Raw genomic sequence first — 24,285 nt, 5'->3', positions numbered from 1 at the left:
TCAGTGTTTTTATCTCGGCAGCGCCATGCTAATTACGACCGGTTCAGCGATTAGATAAGCTGTAAATGCTTCAAGCCGTGCTGAATTCCGTCTTCTGCGACGTCCTTTGTAATATAATCGGCATATTGTTTTAATGCTGGTTCGGCATTGCCCATTGCAACGCCAGTGCCTACTGTTTGTATCATCTCAATATCGTTCAGCCCGTCTCCAAATGCAAATACGTTTTCAATCTGAAAACCGAGGCGCTCAATCATTTTTTTAATTCCTTCAGCTTTAGAACCTCCTGCCGGTAAAACATCCATTGAAAACGGATGCCAGCGGATAAACCTGAGCTCGGGAAATTGCTCCAGGTATAAGGCTTCGTCCTCTTCCTCAATGAAAAGAAGCGACTGGTAAATTTCACGATTTTGGTAAAAAGATTTATCTACCTCTGGATGCGGAAATTTGAGGGTCATTAAGCTGTCTTCAATATAGCGATGATGTTTTACAGTTGCTTTCATCGTTCCGTGGTTCATAAAGACAAGCGGATGATTATTCTCTTTTCCTTGCTGCACTAGCCGTTGAATTTCATCATTGTTTAAAGGGTTTTTGTAAATAACCTCCCCTTCAAAAACAACATATTGGCCATTAAAGCTGACAAAAGACTCAATCCCAAGCTCTTCCCGCAGGCTTTCAAACATAAAAGGCGCCCGTCCTGTTGCAATAGCTACATAAACACCGCTGTTTTGCAGCTCTTTTACAGCTTTTTTCGCTGTGATTGGCAGCTTTTTATCGTGGTCAAGCAACGTACCGTCAATGTCAAAAAATACAATTTTACTCATGTTGTTCCCCTTTCTTGCCCTTCATTATGCGGCAGCAGGTTTGCCCTTCTTGCCAGTTTTTTTGCCGGTTGATATGTAGACACCAGAAAAAATTACAAGAAGACCAAAAATCATCGATAAATGAATGCTTTCATCGAGCAGGACTGCTCCCCAGATTAAAGCTGTGCCCGGTACGATATAGGTTACAAGCGATGCCAGTTCGGCACTGCCTTCCTTTACAAGATAGAAATAAAACAAATAAGCAATCCCCGAACCGAATGAACCGAGTCCTAATAAAGGAAGGAGGTTTTCCGATTGCACAAGCTGCGGCAGGGAATCCGGCGCTGTGGCAAGCATCGCCACAAAACTGATCATCGTTGCAGCCAATAGCGTATAAAACGAAATATGTATAATCGGTAAATCAACCAAATATTTTTTTGTCAGGTGCGCACCTGCTCCATAACAGGCAGCTGCTGCCGACATGAAGCCGATTCCGAATAAATTTCCTGAAACAAAATCTCCTGGCCTGATATCTGACAAAATGATAATGCCGGCAAATCCAATCAGAATTCCAATCCATTGCCTGCCTTTTAACCGTGCTGAAAAAAGCACCGTGCCAATGATGAGCGTCCAGATTGGCGTTGAAGCGTTGATAACGGAAGCAAGGCTCGACGAAATTTGCGTCTCGCTCACAGAAATAAAATACCACGGTAAAGCATTATTTAAAAATCCGACTAGCAGTAGTTTTCTCCAAGGAGCGCCTTTTACAAGAAATTCCCTTTTCTGGAAAAAGATGATCAATGCCAACGCCGCAGCACCAAACAAACATCGTCCAAATACAACCGCTGACGGAGCCAAGTTTTCAAGTAAAATTTTGATGAACAAGAAAGAAGTTCCCCAAATTAAACTTAACACGAACAGTGCCCCATAGAGCTTTCCCAACTGAATCCCGCCTTTTCCATTCTCCCATTTTATGAATAAACACTAAACCCTTCGCAAATAATTGTCAATTTTTCGAAACTTGCTCGTTTTCCAACTATACCCATGAAAAAAAAAGGCGAATCATCATATAATATAAGTAAAAAAGAGTGCCATTTTATAAAAAAATCAAAATGATTATTTTAAACATTGTTTGTATCCTTTACTTTGGACAAGGATAGTTTAAAATAAAGGTAAGGAGATGATCCACAATGTTAAAGAAGCTCCGCAAAAAGCTCTTGAAACAGTGGAAAGATTTACTTCGCAAAAAAACAATCGCTTAATTGTTATTTTGGGCCCTTCAAAACTTGCGAAGGGCTCCTTCCTTATTGTAAATTGATAATCAGTGATTTTACATAAGTTTTTCATTTTATCCAGAGATTCCTTTTGCCTGAAATAGGGAGCTTAAAGAAAATAAATGAAATACTATGAAATGTTTTATATAATAAAAAAAGTGATAACGGATGTTAGGAGCGATTTTTAATGATTTTTAAAGTGTTTTACCAAGAAAATATCAAACAAGTGCCGGTTAGAGAAAAAACAAAAACCGTATTTGTCGAAGGAAATTCAGAAAGAGATGTGCGGAGAAAGCTTGCGGACATGTGGTACAATATCGAAATTGTGGTGCCTGTTTCCGGATCCTATTTAGAATATGAACAACAAAACGAAGACTATAAAGTATTGGAGATATGATAATTTATGAAATTTGTAAGAAATGACCAAACTGCCGTATTTGCTCTCGGAGGATTGGGAGAAATCGGTAAAAATACGTACGCCGTTCAATTTCAGGATGAAATTATCTTAATTGATGCGGGAATTAAGTTCCCTGAGGATGAACTGCTTGGAATTGACTACGTCATTCCTGATTACTCGTATTTAGTTAAAAATGAAGAAAAAATAAAAGGCCTGTTTGTGACCCATGGCCATGAAGACCACATTGGCGGCATCCCTTATTTGCTGCGCGAAATCAATATCCCGATTTATGGCGGCAAGCTTGCACTCGGATTGATTAAAAATAAGCTGGAAGAGCATGGCTTGCTAAGAACAACCACGCTTCACGAAATAAAAGAAGATGATGTGATTAAGTTCAGGAAAACTTCTGTCAGCTTTTTCAGAACGACTCATAGTATTCCCGATTCGTATGGGATTGTTGTCAAAACACCACCCGGACAAGTTGTACACACCGGAGATTTTAAATTTGACTTTACACCTGTAGGGGAACCGGCAAACCTCACAAAAATGGCGGAGATCGGAAAAGAAGGAGTCTTGTGCCTACTTTCCGACAGCACAAACAGTGAAGTTCCAAATTTCACGATGTCCGAACGCCTCGTTGGCGAAAGCATTCATGATATTTTCCGAAAAGTTGAAGGAAGGCTTATTTTCGCTACATTCGCCTCAAATATCCATCGCTTGCAGCAAGTGGCCGAGGCTGCTGTTGCCAACGGCAGAAAAATCGCCGTGTTTGGAAGAAGCATGGAGGCAGCAATTGAGATTGGAAAAGATCTCGGCTACATCAATGTCCCGAAAGAAACCTTTATTGACCACCAGCAAATCAACCGGATGCCGGCAAACAAAGTAACGATTTTGTGTACAGGCAGCCAGGGAGAACCAATGGCAGCCCTTTCGAGAATTGCGAACGGCACCCATCGACAAATTCAAATTAACCCCGGAGATACGGTTGTATTCTCTTCTTCACCGATACCGGGTAATACGATCAGTGTTAACCGTACGATCAATTTGCTTTCCCGTGCCGGAGCAGAAGTCATTCATGGTAAATTGAGCAATATTCATACTTCAGGCCATGGTGGACAGGAAGAACAAAAGCTGATGCTTCGTCTAATTAAGCCAAAATTCTTCATGCCGATCCATGGGGAATTCCGGATGCAGAAAATGCATGTAAAGCTCGCCGTCGATTGCGGTGTCGCGGAAGAAAACTGCTTTATCATGGATAATGGCGAGGTTCTTGCCTTAACAGAGGATGAAGCAAGAGTTGCCGGAAAAATCCCGTCAGGTTCTGTCTACATTGACGGAAGCGGCGTTGGAGATATCGGCAATATCGTATTAAGAGACCGCAGAATCCTTTCTGAAGAAGGGTTGGTCGTAGTAGTTGTCAGCATCAATATGAAGGATTTCAAAATCGGGGCCGGACCGGATATTATCTCCCGAGGTTTCGTTTACATGAGAGAATCTGGAGATTTAATTAATGATGCCCAGGTGTTGATAACGAAACACCTGAACAAGGTAATGGAGCGAAAGACAACCCAGTGGTCTGAAATCAAAAATGAAATAACTGATACACTTGCACCATTTCTTTATGAAAAAACAAAACGTCGCCCAATGATCCTTCCGATTATTATGGAAGTATAATGCGACAACCTCTATAAGACAGGAAGCACCTGCCATCCGGCAGGTGCTTCTTTCGTTTGTTGCAAAACTTTGGATTGTGTTCCTTGACGCGTTTCTTATAACATCATTTTCTTTTCAAAGCGGTTGATGTCAGCGTCGGCGCCAATGACGATTAAGATATCGCCGCTTTGAATGAATTCATTTGCTTGCGGCGACACAATGATTTCATTTCCCCGTTTAATCGCGACAATGTTAATTCCATATTTGGCGCGAATATCAAGATCGATAATTGAATTGCCCTGGATCCTGTTGTTTGCCACAATTTCAACAATGCTATGTTCATCCGACAGCTCAAGATAGTCCAATACATTATTAGAGACGATATTATGGGCGATCCGTCTCCCCATATCGCGTTCAGGATGGACGACTTGATCAGCGCCAATTTTCCGCAACACTTTTTCATGATAATCGTTCTGGGCTTTGACCGTTATATTATTGACGCCCAGCTCTTTTAAAATAAGGGTTGTTAAGATGCTTGCCTGGATATCTTCACCAATGGCGACGATTACATGATCAAAATTTCGGATTCCGAGGCTTTTTAAAACTGATTCGTCCGTTGTATCACCGACAACAGCATGTGAGGCAATCGTTGAAAATTCATTCACCCTATCTTCGTTACTGTCTATAGCCATAACTTCCATGCCCTGTTCCGCCAGAGCCCGGCAAATACTGCCACCAAAACGCCCAAGTCCAATTACAGCAAATTCCTTACTCACATGTATTCCTCCAGCACAACATTTTAATAGCTAGGCTTATTTTAACACAGGTTTAAGACGTAAAAAAACTCCTTATAATTAGATTGGTAGTCCTGTCCAATTCCCCAACTACAAAGGAGCCTCGCATGACAAGGATAACACAATTCTCCACAATAAATGCCTTTTTAACATTACACAGTTACTTAAAAGTGGTTTTTAATGTAAAATTAAGAAAAATGAAAATTTAATAATGGTTAATAACCTGCTAACATGGGGGATTTGAATGAAAGAATTAATTTACTTTATCAAACGATTGTATTCATTTACCGGAAAAATTCTTTTCATAAATCTTTTTGGTATGGTACTAGTTAGTTTTCTTGATGGAGTTGGAATGCTTTTATTAATTCCTATGCTAAGCATAGGAGGAATTTTAGAGATGGGCAATACTTCTTCTATGTTAGGATTATTAGATTTTCTAAAAGACTTCCCTGAATCAATTGGGTTGCCTTTCATTTTAGGTGTTTATATAACATTAGTCATTGGGCAGAGCCTTTTAGAGAAATCCATTGCAATTCGGGATGTTATAATTCAGCAAGGATTCTTAAATGGGCTTAAAGAAGAAATCTATCAAAGCATAATGTTTGTTAAGTGGGATTTTTTTCTTAAAACAAGGAAATCTGATTTGATCAATTCCTTAACAAAAGATATTAATCGAGTCGGCATGGGAATAAAAATGTTTCTACTCTTAGTTTCAAATCTTATTTTTACTGTCATACAAATAGGTATTGCCTTCTGGTTGTCCGCACGAATTTCGGGTCTGGTTCTAATCTGTGGATTAGCCCTTGCTTTCTTTTCATGGAAGTTTGTTAAGCAAGCAAAGCTATTAGGGAAAGAAACTACCCAACTATCAAGAAAGTATCTGGCTGGTATTACAGATAATCTAAATGGCATTAAAGATATTAAGACGAACACACTTGAAGTATCTCGTATGCAATGGTTAAGGACTTTAAATAAGAGAATGCTTAAGGAACAAGTTAAATATGTGAAATTACAGTCTAACACCAGGCTATCTTACAAATTAGCTTTGTCCGTAATAATTACTTGTTTTATTTTTTTATCAGTCAACTTGTTCCATAGCAAACCAGAGAAATTATTAATAGTGATTCTCCTTTTTTCTAGACTGTGGCCCCGGTTTGTAAGTATCCAGTCGAATTTGCAGCAATTGGCTTCAACCCTGCCAGCCTTTAAGGTTTTGTTGGATCTACAAAATAGAACAAAGGGTTCTGCAGAAATGGATTTTGGAGACGATGAAAATATAAAACCACTATATGTAAAAAAAATGATCGAATGCCGTAATGTGTTTTTTAGATACAATGTTAAAACTCCAACCTATGCTCTTCGAAACATCAGTGTACAGATTCCTACAAATTACATGACAGCAATAGTAGGGCACTCTGGCGCTGGAAAAAGCACATTAGTTGACATTATAATGGGACTTAATCATCCAGAAAGTGGAGATCTCTTAATAGACGGGGTTCCACTAACCGGTAAGAATCTATTAGCTTTAAGAAAAAGTATCAGTTTTGTTCCACAAGACCCTTTCCTTTTCAATTCAAGTATCAGACAGAATCTGCTTTTAATGGAACCAAATGCTACAGAAGAACAAATGTGGGAAGCTTTGGAGCTCGCTGCAGCTGATGATTTTGTAAAAAGGCTCTCAAAAGGATTGGACACCAAAATCGGTGACAGAGGTATAAGATTATCGGGCGGAGAACGACAACGTCTAGTTTTAGCTCGTGCTATTTTGAGAAAGCCTTCCATCTTAGTGTTGGATGAACCCACGAGCGCTTTAGACACGGAAAACGAAAAAAGAATTCAAGAAGCTCTTCAGAAATTAAAAAAGAAGATGACTATCCTAATTATTGCTCATCGTCCTTCCACCATTAATCATGCTGATCAGGTTATTGTATTAGACCAAGGGGAGATTATTCAAAAAGGGGAATATAAGCAATTGATAAATGAAAAAAAAGAGGTTTTATTACTGGAGAAATGAAAAACAAAAAAATACCCATTAGATGGGTACTTTTTTGTTTGTGATTACCCTCTACGGCCGTTTCTATCGTCATTTTCATCGCCATCTTCATCATCATCTTCATCTTCATCTTCATCTTCATCTTCATCATCACTGCCCTGATCATCATCATCTTCCCGGTCGTCATCCCAATCATCATCATCATCATCCCAGTTCGGACCACTTACTGTTGTTTCAAATTTAATTGCTTGATGACTAATAACCATAGGGCGTAAATAGATTTTTTCAGACATTGTTTTAACCTCCTCTTTAATAAGACTATAAAAAATTTCTTAATTAAGAACATTTAACCCGAAATTGCTAACCTCCAAAAGAATAATTGCAGGTTTATAGCTCCTATCAACCTTTTGTAGGAAGAAAAAACATTTTAACGACGTTAATAAATCTCTTCTTACTTAGGAGTACATACTTAAATTGACTCTTTTGTTTATCTTTTTCTAAGTGTGTAACCAAATCTGCTTCGGAAGGAGCAATCCATTTCAACATTTCAATGAAACTATGCCTCGCACTATCGTAACTAAAGAATTGATAGTCAATAAAATCTGCATACTTCTTAATAGATTTTCGATTTTTTTTCTTAAAGGAATTAGATTCCCAAATTATGTTTTTTCTTTTATAAGGGAATTTCTTTATTTGATCCAGGTGTGGAAACTGCTGATATACAATTGACAACGTCCTAATGATCCGCTTTATTGTTTTGTGCCTGGTTGCATCTTGAAAAAGAAGCGAATAATCAATCTCATCATGCAGAAGATGCAACAATTGAATGATATCCAGAAAGTACTTCGGAGAATCTAAATTATGTCTCCACCCATGAAGGCTTATCATATAGAAAGTATGATAACTCGAAAGTTCTTTTATATGTTTTTTTACAGGTAAAGCCTGTTTCCAAAACTCATCTATTTGAAAGCTCGCGGTGTTTTCTTTTAATAAATCCCAATGCAATTCAACAGTCAAAGGTATTCGAGACCCAGGTATTTCTTTGCTGTAGCTGCAATGGAAATGGCCAGGAATGCGTTCCTTCTCAGCATCAAAGCCCAATGATTTCACACACTCTATCGCTTTTTCTAAATCCGCAGCTTTTATTAACACATCAATATCTGATGTGGGCCTGGCACCGATATGGCCAAAGTACTTTTCGGCAAACACAGTACCTTTTAACGGAATGACATCAATCCCCTGCGTTTCAAAATGAGTTAATATTTGCTCAGTTTGATTTTTAATGAAGATGTTTTGGTACAGGACCTTAATATACTTTTCCTTTAGCCGTTCCTGGAAAAATTGGGGAGTTTACTCCAGTTTTCCTTGTTGTTTCAATAAAACATATATCTGTGATGAAACCGAAAAGTATTCAAGTTCTTCCAAAATTTGTTCATAAAAATCCTTTGGAAGGGGAACCTGTGGATCATATAACGCCTTGATCAAATTCATGAACAATGGCTTTCCTTCCTTCCAATGTTATTGGGATAATGCCACTAAAGATTTACCTTTCTTTGAAAATCTGTTCTATTTAAATTAATAAGGCTTCACGATATTGACGGTTTGCTGTCTTTTCTGGGCAATGATAGGAACACTCCATTAATATTGATAGTGGCTCTTCCAATTTAAATATTTGCGCAGCATCCCGGAAATGACTGGCAATTTCAGAATTAACCTCCCCCACAAGGCAGCTGCATGATTTGCAACACTGATTTTCTTTTCAGCCTTCTGTATAAAAGTTAGCTTTCCTATGATTTGATATTCATTAATTGGTTGATCAAAACCGAGGTTCGTATCACCTTTTAAAAAATAATATCTCATATAATTCATTGTTTTCTGCTCGTAAAAGCGATGGGCAATTATTCGCCCGGTTCTAGAGTGGTATAAAACAATTTCACCTTTCATTAATTGCCAGGGGTCGCATATAACAAACCGACAAATATCACCCGTTTGAATCAACGGAAACATACTGTTCCCCTGCGCAGGCAGATCAATGAACCCATCCTTACTAACGATTTTTTTGAATAGGTCGATGGTCGCCTTATCGAATATCATGATGAATCAATCCACATTCCATAAGATTTGCCAGAAATGCTTCAACGTCCGCTTTCACAGTATCACTATCAGGACAAAACTTCTGTTGAATAGCATCACTAAGCGATTCTACTGATTGAGCTTCACTTAATAAGGTCCAGCAGAATCCCCCTGTTTCATTTAACCTCGTCACGGTGTAATCAACTGTATTTAGAATAATCCACTCATCTTCAAGTTGGGTGGCCTCATAGTTATTCTTATGTACATATTGATTCATTATGAAATCAACTCCCAAAATGTTTGATCTTTTTTAAAATGAAGTTCATATGCAGGAACCGTACCAACCATGGTTCTTAATAATCCGAGAATCCGATTCGTTTCTTCCGGGCTGTGTGCCCAATAAAAAACTTTATCCATCAGGTGGATCAGGGCATCCGGCTTTCTCAGTTTCACTCTGTTATTTTCCAGGGCATGGTACAAAATCTGAATGCTTGCCAAAGGGGCTGACTCCCCCGGTCCATTCGCTGTGATTTCACTGCGGAACGGAGAATTAAAGACAGTGACAGCATCAGGAGTAATTTTCACAAGCGTTGCTTCATCGGAAAGAACGTCCCGAGGGTGCGACAACCTTGCAGCCGTTGACTTACCTGCTCCCGATTGCCCTGCAAAAATATGTGCCTCCCCCTTATCGATTGCACAAGAGGAATGAATCAGAAGGCCCCAATTGTGATGGAGGATAAAAGAGCTGTATAGGTTCATGAGGGCGTGTTTTAACGCCAGATCGTTGTATACACGAACTGTTGCAGTCTTATGATCTAAATCCGTTTCTATTTGGTAATCGGCTCTTCGGAAACAGATCTTATCCACTGATTTAATCACTTCCACCTTGTAGCCAACGAAAGGTATCCCATAGTCGCCTTCGATTCTTATTTGCATATATCGCTCTACATTGTCCTGAGGATTACATTGTTGGAAATTTTGATTTAGAAATTTTAGAACATTTTTGTGTTTACTTAAAATAAGAAAGTGATGTTCTCCTATAGCTATTGTTTTTTTTCCCATGTTTTATCCCCTTTTGAAAATTCGAACCGTTTTTTGAAAAAAGAGAGAAGAATAGTAAAGGAATTTAGTTGTCACCTTTTTCCTTATTATAATACATCAATCGTTCTTATTAAAGAACATTTTCAAATAATCTATAAAAACAATGTAGATAGCATGCTTCATTTAATAACAAAACTAAACATTAAGACTGAAAATAAAATTTTTCAGATTTCCCTCTTTAATTAGCATCATCTCGATTACACTCCCTGAGAACTTTGGGTTATCCTTGTTAAAATGCGGCCGATTTTGGAATTTCTATTTTTTAAATAATACTTATGAATAATCCACCAAACAAATATAATTCCAATTGTATTTTTAATTAGGTCACCAACTGAGGCAGACCTGTATGGTATATTAACCTGGTGAATTTCGTCAATAAATCCATATAGGAAAGCAATAGTGATTGCCATGTAGTCCTTCTTATTTGTAAACTCTCCAAAACTAAGAAAAACCATGATGATAAACAAGTACAATAAACCAAATTCAAATAGATGGGCAAATTCGAAAGCTGCTCCAATTAGCCAGATGACAGGCAAACTAAATATAGAAGCAAGGCTGCTGCTTACAGACTCTGGATTAAAATAACTCGATTGAAGCCAAATGAATAACATGTATGCCAATAAAAAGAATAGTAGGATGAATCTTTTGAATAGCAGTTGCATGAGAACCGTCCTTTAATTTAACTCATAGTTTCCAGATTTCTAATCCTGGTGGTCGCATTTTTTTTAAAAGAAAAGAGAGGGAGAAAGCCACTATGAGTTAATAAACATAGTGGCTTTACTTGTGTTAATTCGTCTCTCCAATTGGTTTTTTAGAGGTCTAATTTTAGCGCTATTTTGGGTGGAGATAATGTTTTGTTTCTTGGATTGTTTTGCTTACCTCTTCCTGCGTTGTTAAAATTGGTTCTCTATCCATATCTCTAATCCAGAGCAGCCCATCTGGAAGTGGATTCACCTTTTTCTGAAGGTACGGAAATTTCTGATACAAAACGATATCTTTGTATATCTCAGGCATATTTAGACCAGCTTCTGTAAAAAAGTAACAGGTTGTGAAAAATCGCATGTTAATTTCTGTAGGATTCGGGTAATCATTTTGGTCATATGTCATATCTACCCCATAAACACCATGAGGTTTTTTATCAATAGCAAATATAGTATCCATTGCAATTCTGTCTACAGTTTCACTTGAGTATGTTTCCCCCACTCCTGTAATGCCCGTAACACCTGATAATGTACGATTTCCAAATCCCCAAGATTTTCTTCTCCTTGTCTGTGCAACAACAAGCTCGCCTTCATACCAAACAGACAACCAAGTGACTGTTTTATCAGACTGGAGCAATTCTGAACCAGTAAAACTACCCCATCCTTTATAAATGTCAATCCAGTTTTTTGCAAAATCATAATCGTTAGTAGGCAATGCTCCCCTACCTCCTGCTCCAATCGTAGATCTCAACCATATTTTCCCTTCCTGATTCCCAAGCTGATTAAATGCCTTCTTCAAGTCCGATTCGTCACGTATAATCATCGTCTTAGGAACTTTAATCCCTGCAGCTTGCCAAACTTTATAAGACTCATATTTGTCTGTACATGCTTTAATAACTTCATGCCTAGGCATATACAATTTAGTTCCCGTTGCAGAAATTTCATCTCTGAACTTTGATGCTTCAAATATTTCTCTATCATTCATAAAAACAGCCAGACTAGGCTTTTCTTTTTCTAAAAGTCCTAAAAATGACTTTTTGTAATCTTTGCCAAATGCAAACTCATAGGGGATGTGACGTTTCGTTTCAGCTTTTGAAGTATAAAGATTGATCGGGTTTCTTGAAACACCAATTATTTCTTGTTTCTTTAACGATTCGTTCCACGACTTTATTACATTTTCTGCAGGGGCTACACCAACATCAGTTATTAAGATTTTTTCCATTTTTACACCTCATTTTATTGAAGATAGTATAGTGCCATAACGAGATTAAAGGATTATTCAACATTTCTGTGCATACCCTTGAAACGTTCCATGCTGTAGTGATCTTTTGCGCTAACTCCCTCTTTTTTAAATACCTTTGTTAGAGTTAAGGCCATTATTTTCAGGTCAAGCCAAATAGATTGATTATTTACATACCAAATATCTAATTTAAATTTCTCGCCCCAATTAATTGAATTGCGACCATTTACTTGAGCCCACCCCGTAATGCCTGGTTTAACTTCATGTCTTCGAGCTTGTTCTGGTGTATATAACGAAAGATACTCCATTAACAATGGCCGTGGTCCAACTAAACTTAACTCTCCCCTCATTACATTAAAAAGCTGCGGCAATTCATCTAAACTGTATTTTCTTAACAGTATCCCTAACTTTGTTAACCTTAATTTCCCTGGCAACATATTCCCGTTCTCATCCCTTTTATCAATCATGGTCCGAAATTTATAAATATAAAAGGGTTTTCCATAACGTCCAGGTCGGAATTGCTTAAACAAAACGGGTGAGCCCATATTAATCAAAATCATTATGGTGATGATCAACAAAACAGGTGAAAAAATAAGTATCAGTAAGAATGATCCAAACAAATCTATCATTCTTTTCAAAATATTTACCTCCTTAAGATGCAGTCCTAATATATGCTTAAAGATGATTTTATTACTAAACTTTTTGAGAACTTACTTGATTTAATGGATGATTATAGAGGAAGAAATATTGCCATCTCTTTTCTATAAATTTTGGGTTGTTAATTTTGAAATCAGTACCTTTTAAAGCATGAATTGCATTTGCCTCTAGGTATTTTCGATAATTTGAGGAATAATTATTTTCTATATATTCATAGGAATTTATTAGTTCAAATTTACGACGAGTATAATGATGAGCATCCGATGCAACAAAATGAACAAGTTCATGATCTAATAAATGTAATGAGAAATTCTTTAAACGTCTGCCATGTGTTCCTGTTATACTACCAGCTGTTATTTGGACTAAAATTCCTCGTTGGACCATATCATAAATTTTCGAAGGGTTTTTTCTTAATATTTTATTCCTTTCAGGATGAGCGAGAATAGGAACAAACCCCTTTTTTTGCAGTTCATATAACACTTCTTCAGTTTGAGTGGGATAGTAGCTACATGGAAGTTCCATCAATAAGTATTTCCCAGTCTTATTTAAGGTTAAAAAATGTTCCAAGTTATTTTCAATATCATTTCGTATATTTTCATGGAGATGAAATTCTATCCCTGGATAAACGTTTAAAGGAATTTCATGTTCCTTTAATAATTGATTCACACTCTCCGCCATTGTTAAAATCATAGAATGATCATTTTCGTAAAAATGGTGTTTATGAATATGTTTATGATGTGGAGTTGCAATAACATGGTTTATCCCTGAATCTACTGCTTGTTTGGCCAGTAATATGGTTTCCTCCCAGTTTTCTGGACCATCATCGAGTCCGGGCAAAATGTGGTTATGAATATCAACAATCATGTTGTGTTGCTCCCTTCATAGTTTAATATTCGTTCTTTTTAAAGAACACAACAATAAGTATATTCTCCTATCAGACATAAATTCCTGCTGTAAGTTATTAATTTTTTCCCATTCGCCCAACATGCTGTGATTGATAAACTTGTACTTCAAGGTCACACACGCAACCTTTAATAAGTTTTTACGCTGTTAAGAAAATATAAAAATGGATTTAGTATTTGAAATATGCGCTCATTAAAAAAAGAACTAGGATAAATACTAGTTCTAACGGTTAAACCTCTAAAAACTGAAATTTTAGAAATCCAAAAAATCATTAAGTTTTAATCAATAGGGTTTCACAGAAATTTAAGGATTTCATTTATTTGATTTTTCAAATAAACCTTTATTGGTACCTGGAAGAGGTGAGCTTAAATTCCAGTACTCCATTTCGATAAATTACCAATGTTTTTTGTTTAATAAATTGAATGATTAAACATACTGTATGAGATACGATTAATACACAAGGTGTAAATAGTATATTCCATATTATAGAATCGGAAATATAGTCTAAATTTAATAAACTCAAAGTGGTAAAAGCGATTCCCATTATCATAGGATGTACTAAATATATTCCGAGCGAATTGTTACCAACTTTATTAATAAAAGAGTTCTGTAATATTTTATGATTTTTTATACAAACACAAAATATCAGTGTACATAGAGGTATGGTAAAGACAAAATAGTAGCCAAATGAATTAAAAATACTACGATATATATATGATTCTGTTAACATTAAACTAGCCATTATTAGTGCCAACAATATATATTGTATACTTTTTAATTGCAGAATATATGTTTCTTTTTTAGCTAGGTAAGCGCCTAAAGTCGTATAAAACAAACCAAAATATATTGCATCCCTTGTAATAATCCACATATCTTGATTAACAACAGGTAAAAATACACCTGTTATATTTAGTAATAGTGTTACGGTTAAAGCCTTACCAATTAAGTCTTTTTCAATTATTATATAAAGTATAGGAATAATACATATTAATGAAGATAAATACCATAGATGACTCTCTATTATCCCAGTTTCCCGTGCATAGTATAAATCACTCACCCTAAATTTATACAGATAGTTCCTTGCATCATTAATAATAGTTTGGGCACTATTTAAATTAGTCAAAATAATCATACTTATATGATATACCATATAGATTAAAATCCAAGAAACGAGAATTTTTATTATCTTTATTAAATATTTCTTAGTGTGTCCGCTGTTCTCAAGCCGAGTAATCTTTTGTGCAAAAAAATATCCTGAACAAATAAAAAAAAGTGGTACCCCCACTCTAGAAATTGTTTTTATTAAGAAAGTTATATCAGGATTTATGCTTATAAACGGTGCAGTATGTATATTAATCACTGCTAATATACAAAAGAACTTCAGTGAATTAATCGAATAATTCATATTCATTTTATTCAAGCTCCTTTTATTGTTTGCTTATTTTTTCTTAATTTAAATAAATCTGCTTTTACAATATTAAGTAGGTATTGGAATTCTTCTGTTTTAAAAAATACTGTAACATATATAATATTAGGAATAATTAAACAAATAGTTCCCTTTAGTATTAAGGATACAAAGCTATCTGAACTTCTAAAAGCACTACATATTTCCGTTGTTACAAAGCAAGTCATTATGGTTAAAAATACGTAAAGCCCATATTTTGAGAAATATTGTCTAACAGATCTCTTAAAAACATTTTTATAAACAATAAATGGCTGAGTCCAAACTACAGTAGCAATTGTACTTATTGCAGTTCCCATAAAAACACCTGCTAATCCAAAATAATTCATCAAAATTAGTGATGAAATTAAATTTATAAATCCTTCAATCAATGGAGCAAACTTATCTTGGACAAATAATCCAGCTTTATTTTTAAAGGTTGCTATAGCTGTTCGCATTCCAGTCAAGTAAAAATTGATTAATAGTAAAATAAATGTTAGCTTATCAAGAAGGTATTCTTCCCCAAGCCACCAACTAATAAAAGGTTCTAATAAGTTGTATAAAAATATTACAGAAAATGAATATATCCAAAAATTCACAAAATACGCTATCTTAAATATAGAATAGTTTTTATCACTACTTTCAGTAGCAATTAAATTTCCTACGCTAGCTCCAATACCATCAATTATAGGATTTACTAATGATGACAATTGGTGAATGATCATTGTATAGTTAGAATAGAGACCTACTGTTGCAACACTTATAAAGGAGGCAATAAGTATATTATCTGTTCCAAATACAAGATAACCACCAATATTATGTAAAAACATAGCTTTGACATTCGTTATTAAGTTTTCCTTGGTCACTTTATCTACTGGGTATTTTACTTTTGTTTTAATATGCGAATACCTTTTATTTACAATTTCACCATTAATTACGTTTTGAATAGCAAATATAATTAGTTCTATTACCAAATAAAGTATATAATTTTGTGTTGAAAGAAGTATCATTATCTTACCAATAGTAGTAAGTACTTGGAATATTAGATCCATTTTAACTAAAATATATCCTTTTTGATCTGCATTTATCAAAGACCACTTATGAGCATTTAAAAAGGCGATTACATTTTTTACTACGAATAGTAAATATATTATAGTAATATTTGATATAGAACCTCCATCTTTCATCAAATAACCTAAAAATGGATATAGAGCTAAACTAATAAATAAAACAATTATCGCTAAAACTGCATATGCTTTTCTGTATAATTGAACCAATGCGATTATTTTTTCTCTATCATTTTCTGCTAGGGGCTTATACAGGTTATACACTATACTTATCCCTATGCCACCTTCAACTAATGCAATCATAGATAAGACATTTGTAAGTAGTCCATTTACCCCTAAATAATCGACACCTAGACTATCTAAAAAAACTTTTCGAGATATAAAGCCCAGTATTACAATCACCATTTGAGAAAATATACTTATAGATATATTCTTTATTGAATGTTTAATTCTCATAGTATTAATCCTTTAAAGTTCTATTGTATTAATAGTATATATAGTCTGAGGCAATTTTTAATTATACTATTTTCATCACAATTTCACTTTCATATTTCATATCATGAATTTCTGTTACTTCTGTTCCGTTGGGAACTTCACCAATATACTTATTATTTATGGGACATTTCTCTACTGCTTTTTGCAAAAACCACTCATATTCGATATCGACATGCCCGATATCTATGGCCTGAAATCCATTTATTGATAGGTCATAAGCTAGTACTGTAGCTGTTGGACCAAGTGAGATCAGTATTAATTTAGATTTATCCTGTTTTTTAACTTCTTCTAAAATTTCATCATATTTTGAAAAAGCATCTGTAGCAGGACAAAGTATTCTTTTAATTGAACTTGCATTTCTAAATAAATCATTACCGATTCCAAGTCTAGTTTGTTCACCTTCTACTGTAACAACCTCTCTTTTATTCCACAATTTTTTAAGTTTTGCAAAGCGTATTTCTGCTGCACTCTTATCTTTATGGTCTATATATAATCTAGTTACTAGTGCATCATAATATTTCTTCTTCATATCTATCATTTTATAGATTTTATGTCGATGTAAGTTCAAGTATTTATCCCAATAACTTTTTGGTTTCTCCTCACACCACTCCAAACTTTTAAAGACATTCGGTATACATACCATATGTTTTTCTTGCTCACTTACAATAATTTCCCTTAGTCGTAAGCTTAACTCGGCACAATATGGTTGGAATAGCAATCCTTTTCCATTCATAAGTGCAAATTCGCCGTCTCCATATCTACTTACAGAGCACTTGCCATTTACAATTTCATTTAAAGTTTCATCAGTGGAATGGACCATAGGGGATTTTAAAATTGATAAAATTACTTTATTAAACAGAATTGAGTTGTAGTCTTTAATTGCCAGAATTTTATAATATATTTGTAATAAGCACCTTTTCATATTTATCTCCTATTCGATACAAGGTTAACCAATATTTTATATGATAAAGGATATATTTTAGTTGCTGCCAAAAGTATCTTTACATTTCTGGGATATACGTTTTGTGTTATTGTTTTATGGAAATAGCTATTTAATATGCTTGTAACCTTATAATACTCTTTTTTATACTTAGGGAAATTTTGGTTAAAAGATATTAAATTCAAAACAGTCATGGAAATATTAGCCAACTTTAATGCTACTAAATTAGATAACTCTCGATAATACTCGTTAATAAATTTATACATTTCATCATATACCAATACCCCATCAATTCTTATGTTTTTTATGGCCTTATCCATTTGACTATCTTCACGTTTTAGATAATTATATTTCGGCGCGCCGATGCAGCAAACTTGTTGACTCTCATGAATAACTTTATAAGTAAATGCTGTATCTTCGTAAATTATCCCAACTGTAAATCTAATTTCTTTTAATAAGCTCCTCTTAATTAGCTTTGTCCAGACCACTTCATCATATAGTTCACCCTGAAGCATCGCCCTCATCGCTTCGTTTCTATTGTGTATTGTTAGTGGATGAGTACCATTGGTTACCGTCTTATTTTTATAGTAGATTGTACTGGTGCAACTTGCTATTTCACAATTATTTTTTATGCACATATTATAAAGCAATTCATACATATCAGGTTCAATCCAGTCATCACTATCGACAAATCCTATATAATCTCCTGTGGCAATATCTAATCCAGCATTTCTTGCATCAGACAGCCCGCCGTTTTTTTTGTGTATTACTTTTACCCTGCTATCTTTTTTTGCATACTCGTCACATATTTTCCCACAATTGTCAGGAGATCCATCATCTACAAGTATAAGCTCAAAATCTGTATGTGTTTGGGCTAATATTGAGTCAACACATTTGTGAAGATAAGATTCAACATTGTATACTGGAACAATTATACTTATTTTAGGATTCATGGTTTAATTCCCCTTCTTAAAGGTAATTAATTAATTTGTAAACCTGTTCTGTTGTATCCACATCAGTTGTTAATAAATTTTGTATTAACTTATCTCGTTGTTTGGGGTTATCAATCAAATATTGAATTTTTTTAAATAACTCGTCTTCATCACATTTAACTATTAATCCATTATATCCATCCTTAAGCTGTTCCAATGCTCCAGTGAAGTTTGTGGTTACTATGGGCTTATGTAAGCACTTTGCTTCTGCTAAAGTAAGACAATACCCCTCATGTCTTGATGTTTGAACATAAATATCTGCCTTTGCAATATATGGATATGGATTTGATGTTGCTCCCAATAAAATAAAATCATTTATTAAATCATACTTTTGTATTAACATTTCAAATTTTTTTCTTTGACTGCCATCACCAATACAGTACCATCGCACATCATATCCTTCGCTACGTAATTTAGATAAAACCTTTATTGCAATATCTTGACCCTTTTCTGTAGAAAGCCTACCTACTGTTACAATCTTTATACCTTTATAGTCACTACCAAAATCAACAGTTTCTTTGGACATTTCTTTTATTAATTTATTCGGTATTATATTCAGCAAAACATCTGCTTTACTTTCAACTTCCGGAATTCTTTCTATCAAACGCTTCTTGGCCTCTTTAGAAACCACAAATATCTTGTTAAACTTATAGTACAGTTTGTTATAGAGCCTTTCATTTATCCCATGCTTAGAGACATCAAAATGCACCCAAGAAACCTTCTTTGTAGCGGTTACTTTATTTGCTATATAAAAATCAATTATATCCGTAGGCCCTTGGTATGCTATTGCAACATCATATATATTCGAATTTTTTGGAACATTTTTTAAAACCTGCTTATAATAAACATTTCTATTATTGAACTGCTTAGATAAAAAATAAGAGAATATAAAAGGTAGTATGTTCAAATACGCTTTGTTTTTATAAAAATCCTTAATTGTTTGTTGTGGTGGCTGCATAATAACAGGCTTAACTTTTTTGAACCAAGTAGCTTCTTCAACTTTTACCCAATCTGGTATATACTCTAAAAACCCACCTTTTTTCTCTAATACCAAAATATTAATATGGTATCTTTCCTTTGGAATGACCGATAGCAGGTTAATTAGTGATTTTTCTACGCCACCTATATTCATGCTACTAACCATAAATAGGATTTTCTTCATATTATTCACCCTATCTTTACATTAATTACCTTTGTTAGTTAAAAAATTGTATGGACAATAATGAAACTTTATATAGAAAATGCCGCAAGTTGCATTGTGCTAAACTTGCGGCATTAGTGAATACTATTTATTATTTTATAAAACTTTTCTATCTCTATTGTAGTATCTACAATTTCATTTTGTAGATTTTTTTTTAACGCGTCTTTTAATTTTACATCATCTAATAATTGTCTTATAGCATTATACATTTGTTTTTCATCAAAATTTACTATTAAACCCGTTTGATCATGAGATATCTGCTCACTTGCACCAGTAAAGTTAGTACTTATAATTGGATTATCAAAACATCTTGCTTCTGAAAGTGTTATACAATATCCTTCATGGCGTGATGATTGAACGTATATATCACAATGTTTCATAAAAGGATAAGGATTCGGATTAGTTCCTAATAGAATGTAATCATTTTCAATACCATATTCTTTTATAAGTTGTTCATATTCGACCTTCGCACTTCCGTCACCTATGCAATACCATCTAACATTATATCCATCTTCTTTTAGTTTAGCTAACACAGGAATAGTTAAATCTTGACCCTTCTCTTTGCTAAGTCGTCCAACAGTAAGGATTCTTACACCTTTAAAATCATCGTCAAAACCTGCCCCTTTATCAGCCATTTTTACTACGAATTCACTTGATACAATATTGGTGAATTCATCAGTCTTATTTTTGAAATTTGGTAAAGTATTAATAAACTTATTTTTCCCCTCATTTGATACAACAAATATCTTATCGAATTTATGATATATTTTAGAAGCAAAATTTTTATTAAATTCTATTTTTGTAATGTCAAAATGAACCCATTGAATTTTCTTTTTCGCCTTTATTTTAGTGGCCACATAATAGCTGATAAAGTCCATAGGACCAGCATAAGCAACAGCAACGTCAAATTCATGATTAATTAAAGGATAATCATTTAAAATATATTTAAAGAAGATACTTCTGTCTTTTATTAATTTTGATATTAAGTGTAAGAAGATTATATTAAAAGCTCTTACCATTTTACCTTTTTTAAGCAAATCTAAAGATATTATTTGGGGTGAATCATTCAGTACATTTTTGATATTCTTGTATCCACATAAATATTCAATATGAACTCCGTTTGGTACAGAATTTAAAAAACCACCATACTCTTCTAGCATTAAAATAGTAATATCATACTTATCCTTCGGAATCTCAGATATCATGTTAATCAATGCTTTTTCTGTGCCGCCCACATTCATATTAATAATCATAAAAATGATTTTCTTTTGCATAATATCCCCCGATAAAATATCTTACATGCTAGAAATTTTTTTAGCTCTTTAAAGCACTAAAACTACTTTTTTGTTAATTCATAAAATTTATTAAGCTGACTAACTGTGCTGTATGGTTCTATAGAATTAAGTTCATTGGTTATTTTATTTCTAAAACTATTATCATCTATATATTTTTTTATTCCATTGTATATACTACATATATCATGATCTACTATTAAACCATCAACCGTATTATTTATTATTTCTTTTGCTGTGGGGAAACTAGTACATACAATTGGTCTTTTTAATATTTTCGCTTCACTTACAGTAAGGCCAAACCCTTCTTTTACAGATGTTTGAACATAAATGTCACACCCCTTCATATACACATATGGATTGAGCTTTTTTCCAAGTAAGATAAAATAATCATTTAGTTCATACATATTTATTAGTTCTTGAAGTTTTTTTCTTTCTGGACCTTCTCCAATCGCAAACCATTTGAAATTATAACCCGATTCTCTCAACAATTTAGCCACTCTAATTGCTCGATCATACCCTTTTGTAACATCTAACCTTCCAACTGTTAATATATTTACTAACGATTTATCATATTCATGAATCTCATATTCTTCAGCCATCTTACAAATCATATCTGGGTTGACAATATCCAATATCAAATCAACTTTTTCTGAATACTCACACCTTATTTGGGATACTGAGTTTTTAGTATAATCAGACACAGTGACAATTGTATCTATGTTTTTATAGGATTCATAGTCTAGCTCCTTGTTGAATATCGTTGAAATATAGTCATTATTAATCCAGGCCATTTTTTTTGATGATTTAACTTTTTTTGATACAAAGTATGTAGGCATACCTTGGCTGTAAGCAATAGCGACGTCATAATCCTTTTCAATAGGGGATAGTACCTTGTTTATGCTGGCAAATACAACTTGCTCGCTGTGTAAAATATTTTTACGATAATTATTTATTCTTAGATTTAAAGAAGTTTTGATTCTATGATAAAAATACAATACGTTTTTGGTTACAGAAAATGTTTCTTTATTAACAAACCTGAAATATTCAGGAACTGGTAATATGTTGATATTCTTTGGAACATACTTTTCAAAATCCCCACCTTTTTTGAAAAGCAAGAGATCAATTTCGTACTTTGATGAATCTATCATATTTAATAGGGATACTAAGCTTTTTTCTGCACCACCAATAGTTAGTGAATCAATAACAAATAGAAGCTTTTTTTTCATACAATCACCTACTTCGCTTCTTTTTCTGTTTTGAGCATTCCTTACTTTTTATCAAGAGTTCTGATTTTTCCATCTAAAAAATGCAATCAATGTTTTATAATCGTTAATCTGTCCTTTATCAATCCCTGATTCTTTTAATTGATTGACTAAATCAAGCCATTCTTTTTCATTCAATTGCTGTTTTTCCAGATTTGTTGCCGATATTAACAATGTATTAAGATCTACATCCAAAGCCAACGCTAGCTTGTTCATAACTTGAATAGAGGGGTTCTGATTTAAGTTTCTTTCGATATTACTTAAATACGACTTGGATATACACGCACGTTCAGCAAGTTCAGTTAATGATAATCCTCTTTTTTTGCGTATTTCATATATATTTTTCCCAATCATTAATTTGTACCTCTTTTTACCTATTTTTGGATATCAAAAAGAACTCTCCCTTTAAAAGAATTTTTTAAACCTTGTTGATGGCAATGCCTATTTTCGATTTATTACATTTTTTAGTTGTTAAAACACTAAACCTTTAATTTTAAAGTGTTTTGAACACAATCGATAACCCTCATTTGTTCTTCTACTTTCATATTGGAGCCCGAAGGAAGACATATACCCGTTTTAAATAACTGCTCTGACACATTTTGAATTTCGTTATGAGAATAATATCTAACCTCTTTAAAAAGGGGTTGCATATGAAGGGGTTTCCAAACAGGACGTGCTTCAATGTTTTCTTCAGCCATAGAATCCAACAATAATTTTGCCGAGATCCCGGCTTCTTTTTCATCTATTGTAAAAGTGGTGAGCCAACGATTAGAACAGGTATTTCCTAATTCAGTCATAAAATAAATTCCGGGTATATGAGCTAATTTGTGATAATATCGTTCAAATATTAATCTTCTAGCTTTCACTCTTTGTTCTAATATTTGTAATTGGGCTATTCCAATCCCAGCCAATATATTACTCATTCGATAATTAAAACCAATCTCGCTATGCTCATAATGCGGCGCAGGATCCCTTGCTTGGGTTGCTAAAAAACGAGCTTTATTTAAAGCTACAGTATCATTGGAAACAAGCATACCGCCACCGGAAGTCGAGATAATTTTATTGCCATTAAACGAATAAATACCAAATTTACCGAATGTTCCACTGGCTTTACCTTTGTATGTGGATCCAAGAGATTCGGCAGCATCCTCTATCATGGGAACATCATACTGATTGCATATTGTAATAAGTTCATCAATTTTTGCACTCTGACCATATAAATTAACAACAATTACTGCTTTAGGCAGCTCCCCTTCGTAACAAGCATCTCTTAACGCTGTTTCTAGTGCCTGAGGTGACATGTTCCATGAATCTGGCTCCGAATCAATGAATACCGGTTCTGCTCCCTGATAAAGGATTGGGTTTGCACTTGCAACAAATGTAAGACTGGAACAGAATACTTTATCGCCCTTTTTCACATCTAACAAAGAAAGAGCCAAATGAATCGCTGCAGTTCCTGAACTTACTGCTACAGCTCCATTGGCTCCAATATAATTTGCAATTTCTTTTTCAAAGGCATCAACATTCGGCCCTAACGGTGCAATCCAGTTTGTTTTAAAAGCTTCATTAATGTATTTTTGTTCATTCCCACCCATATGAGGAGGAGACAAAAAGATCCTTGATTTATTTATCACATTACATCACTCCTTTTTGTACATTCAGATATGAAAAATTTTTCTTTTCATTTGACCTCTATAGGCTGGGAAATAATTCTCATTAATTTCATAGAGCTTCTTTAAATTATCTATTATGTCATTATATTGATTTAAGTTGTGAATCTTCTTACCAATATAGTAGTCGTGATTATTATTATTGGTAAATGATGTTTTGAATTTAAACAGACCATCGTTTTCTTGATAACCTCCACCCAAATGAAGATCCTTTGAGCCCTTCGATATACAAAATTCAATCATAAAATCAAATAATAAATTGTTTGGTTTAAGCTCTGTATGAGTAAAATGTTTGTAGGAGAATTATTTCCCTTCTCATCCAGATAATGGCGTAGC

General features: G+C 34.2%; 23 protein-coding genes and 1 pseudogene. 3 read left to right on the top strand and 21 right to left on the bottom strand.

Going from position 1 to position 24,285, the window contains the following annotated elements; all coding sequences use genetic code 11:
* Positions 1–50: 50 nt before the first annotated feature.
* Entirely contained in the window at positions 51–821 is a 771-nt protein-coding gene (locus CU635_RS06990; RefSeq protein ID WP_101576453.1) for a Cof-type HAD-IIB family hydrolase, read from the bottom strand.
* Positions 822–845: 24 nt separating this feature from the next.
* Positions 846–1,742, bottom strand: a complete 897-nt coding sequence (locus tag CU635_RS06985) for a DMT family transporter (RefSeq protein ID WP_101576452.1) — start codon at positions 1,740–1,742, stop codon at positions 846–848.
* A 519-nt stretch (positions 1,743–2,261) separates the two neighbouring features.
* Between CU635_RS06985 and CU635_RS06980 the strand changes: the two genes are divergently transcribed.
* Together CU635_RS06980 and rnjA are read left to right on the top strand one after the other, a co-directional pair.
* Positions 2,262–2,471 (top strand): DNA-dependent RNA polymerase subunit epsilon, encoded by a 210-nt coding sequence (locus CU635_RS06980; RefSeq protein WP_101576451.1) that lies wholly within the window; start codon positions 2,262–2,264, stop codon positions 2,469–2,471.
* Between the two features lie 6 nt (positions 2,472–2,477).
* Positions 2,478–4,145, top strand: a complete 1,668-nt coding sequence (rnjA, locus tag CU635_RS06975; RefSeq protein WP_101576450.1) for a ribonuclease J1 — start codon at positions 2,478–2,480, stop codon at positions 4,143–4,145.
* Between the two features lie 95 nt (positions 4,146–4,240).
* Here the strand turns inward: rnjA and CU635_RS06970 are convergent, their stop codons facing one another.
* Positions 4,241–4,900 carry a potassium channel family protein gene (locus CU635_RS06970; RefSeq protein WP_101576449.1) on the bottom strand — a complete coding sequence of 220 codons (660 nt, stop codon included), beginning with the start codon at positions 4,898–4,900 and terminating at the stop codon, positions 4,241–4,243.
* A 262-nt stretch (positions 4,901–5,162) separates the two neighbouring features.
* Between CU635_RS06970 and CU635_RS06965 the strand changes: the two genes are divergently transcribed.
* On the top strand, positions 5,163–6,932 hold the full coding sequence (locus CU635_RS06965) for an ABC transporter ATP-binding protein (RefSeq protein ID WP_101576448.1): 1,770 nt from the start codon (positions 5,163–5,165) through the stop codon (positions 6,930–6,932).
* Between the two features lie 44 nt (positions 6,933–6,976).
* Here the strand turns inward: CU635_RS06965 and CU635_RS06960 are convergent, their stop codons facing one another.
* The 18 genes and pseudogenes from CU635_RS06960 to CU635_RS06875 all read right to left on the bottom strand — a co-directional run bounded on the left by CU635_RS06960 (position 6,977) and on the right by CU635_RS06875 (position 23,874).
* A complete protein-coding gene (locus tag CU635_RS06960) occupies positions 6,977–7,204 on the bottom strand; it encodes a hypothetical protein (RefSeq protein WP_101576447.1) in 228 nt (75 codons plus the stop codon).
* 106 nt (positions 7,205–7,310) lie between these two features.
* Positions 7,311–8,243, bottom strand: a pseudogene (locus tag CU635_RS06955) (nucleotidyltransferase family protein); the annotation flags it as partial.
* A 306-nt stretch (positions 8,244–8,549) separates the two neighbouring features.
* Complete coding sequence (locus CU635_RS06950; protein WP_101576446.1) at positions 8,550–9,005, bottom strand: S24/S26 family peptidase; 456 nt, start codon at positions 9,003–9,005, stop codon at positions 8,550–8,552.
* Positions 8,992–9,261 (bottom strand): PqqD family protein, encoded by a 270-nt coding sequence (locus CU635_RS06945; RefSeq protein ID WP_101576445.1) that lies wholly within the window; start codon positions 9,259–9,261, stop codon positions 8,992–8,994. Before CU635_RS06945 ends, CU635_RS06950 begins: the two co-directional genes overlap by 14 nt.
* Positions 9,261–10,046, bottom strand: a complete 786-nt coding sequence (locus tag CU635_RS06940; protein ID WP_101576444.1) for a hypothetical protein — start codon at positions 10,044–10,046, stop codon at positions 9,261–9,263. The genes CU635_RS06945 and CU635_RS06940 overlap by 1 nt, the downstream gene beginning before the upstream one ends.
* 236 nt (positions 10,047–10,282) lie before the next feature.
* Complete coding sequence (locus CU635_RS06935) at positions 10,283–10,747, bottom strand: VanZ family protein (RefSeq protein ID WP_101576443.1); 465 nt, start codon at positions 10,745–10,747, stop codon at positions 10,283–10,285.
* Between the two features lie 169 nt (positions 10,748–10,916).
* Positions 10,917–12,008 (bottom strand): carboxylate--amine ligase, encoded by a 1,092-nt coding sequence (locus CU635_RS06930; protein WP_101576442.1) that lies wholly within the window; start codon positions 12,006–12,008, stop codon positions 10,917–10,919.
* 53 nt (positions 12,009–12,061) lie between these two features.
* Positions 12,062–12,655 carry a sugar transferase gene (locus CU635_RS06925; protein WP_101576752.1) on the bottom strand — a complete coding sequence of 198 codons (594 nt, stop codon included), beginning with the start codon at positions 12,653–12,655 and terminating at the stop codon, positions 12,062–12,064.
* A gap of 64 nt (positions 12,656–12,719) precedes the next feature.
* Positions 12,720–13,547, bottom strand: a complete 828-nt coding sequence (locus CU635_RS06920) for a tyrosine-protein phosphatase (RefSeq protein WP_101576441.1) — start codon at positions 13,545–13,547, stop codon at positions 12,720–12,722.
* A gap of 379 nt (positions 13,548–13,926) precedes the next feature.
* Complete coding sequence (locus CU635_RS06915) at positions 13,927–14,997, bottom strand: acyltransferase family protein (RefSeq protein WP_101576440.1); 1,071 nt, start codon at positions 14,995–14,997, stop codon at positions 13,927–13,929.
* A gap of 5 nt (positions 14,998–15,002) precedes the next feature.
* The gene (locus tag CU635_RS06910) at positions 15,003–16,550 is read right to left on the bottom strand and encodes a lipopolysaccharide biosynthesis protein (protein ID WP_101576439.1); all 1,548 of its coding nucleotides are present in this window, start codon (positions 16,548–16,550) and stop codon (positions 15,003–15,005) included.
* 61 nt (positions 16,551–16,611) lie between these two features.
* The gene (locus tag CU635_RS06905) at positions 16,612–17,511 is read right to left on the bottom strand and encodes an SP_1767 family glycosyltransferase (RefSeq protein WP_101576438.1); all 900 of its coding nucleotides are present in this window, start codon (positions 17,509–17,511) and stop codon (positions 16,612–16,614) included.
* A 2-nt stretch (positions 17,512–17,513) separates the two neighbouring features.
* Positions 17,514–18,482, bottom strand: a complete 969-nt coding sequence (locus CU635_RS06900; RefSeq protein WP_101576437.1) for a glycosyltransferase — start codon at positions 18,480–18,482, stop codon at positions 17,514–17,516.
* 16 nt (positions 18,483–18,498) lie between these two features.
* Positions 18,499–19,683 (bottom strand): glycosyltransferase, encoded by a 1,185-nt coding sequence (locus CU635_RS06895; protein WP_101576436.1) that lies wholly within the window; start codon positions 19,681–19,683, stop codon positions 18,499–18,501.
* Positions 19,684–19,796: 113 nt separating this feature from the next.
* Positions 19,797–20,996: a glycosyltransferase gene (locus tag CU635_RS06890; RefSeq protein WP_101576435.1), complete on the bottom strand. Its 1,200-nt coding sequence runs from the start codon at positions 20,994–20,996 to the stop codon at positions 19,797–19,799.
* 62 nt (positions 20,997–21,058) lie between these two features.
* Positions 21,059–22,243, bottom strand: coding sequence for a glycosyltransferase (locus CU635_RS06885; protein ID WP_101576434.1), 1,185 nt, complete (start codon positions 22,241–22,243; stop codon positions 21,059–21,061).
* A 51-nt stretch (positions 22,244–22,294) separates the two neighbouring features.
* Complete coding sequence (locus CU635_RS06880; RefSeq protein WP_101576433.1) at positions 22,295–22,633, bottom strand: helix-turn-helix domain-containing protein; 339 nt, start codon at positions 22,631–22,633, stop codon at positions 22,295–22,297.
* Between the two features lie 125 nt (positions 22,634–22,758).
* A complete protein-coding gene (locus CU635_RS06875) occupies positions 22,759–23,874 on the bottom strand; it encodes an aminotransferase class I/II-fold pyridoxal phosphate-dependent enzyme (protein WP_101576750.1) in 1,116 nt (371 codons plus the stop codon).
* Between the last annotated feature and the right edge of the window lie 411 nt (positions 23,875–24,285).

It is taken from the genome of Bacillus canaveralius (genome assembly GCF_002860125.1).
Classification (GTDB): domain Bacteria; phylum Bacillota; class Bacilli; order Bacillales; family Cytobacillaceae; genus Bacillus_BJ; species Bacillus_BJ canaveralius.
Note: the sequence above shows the minus strand (reverse complement) of the source record. Positions and strands in the feature narration are given on the sequence as shown.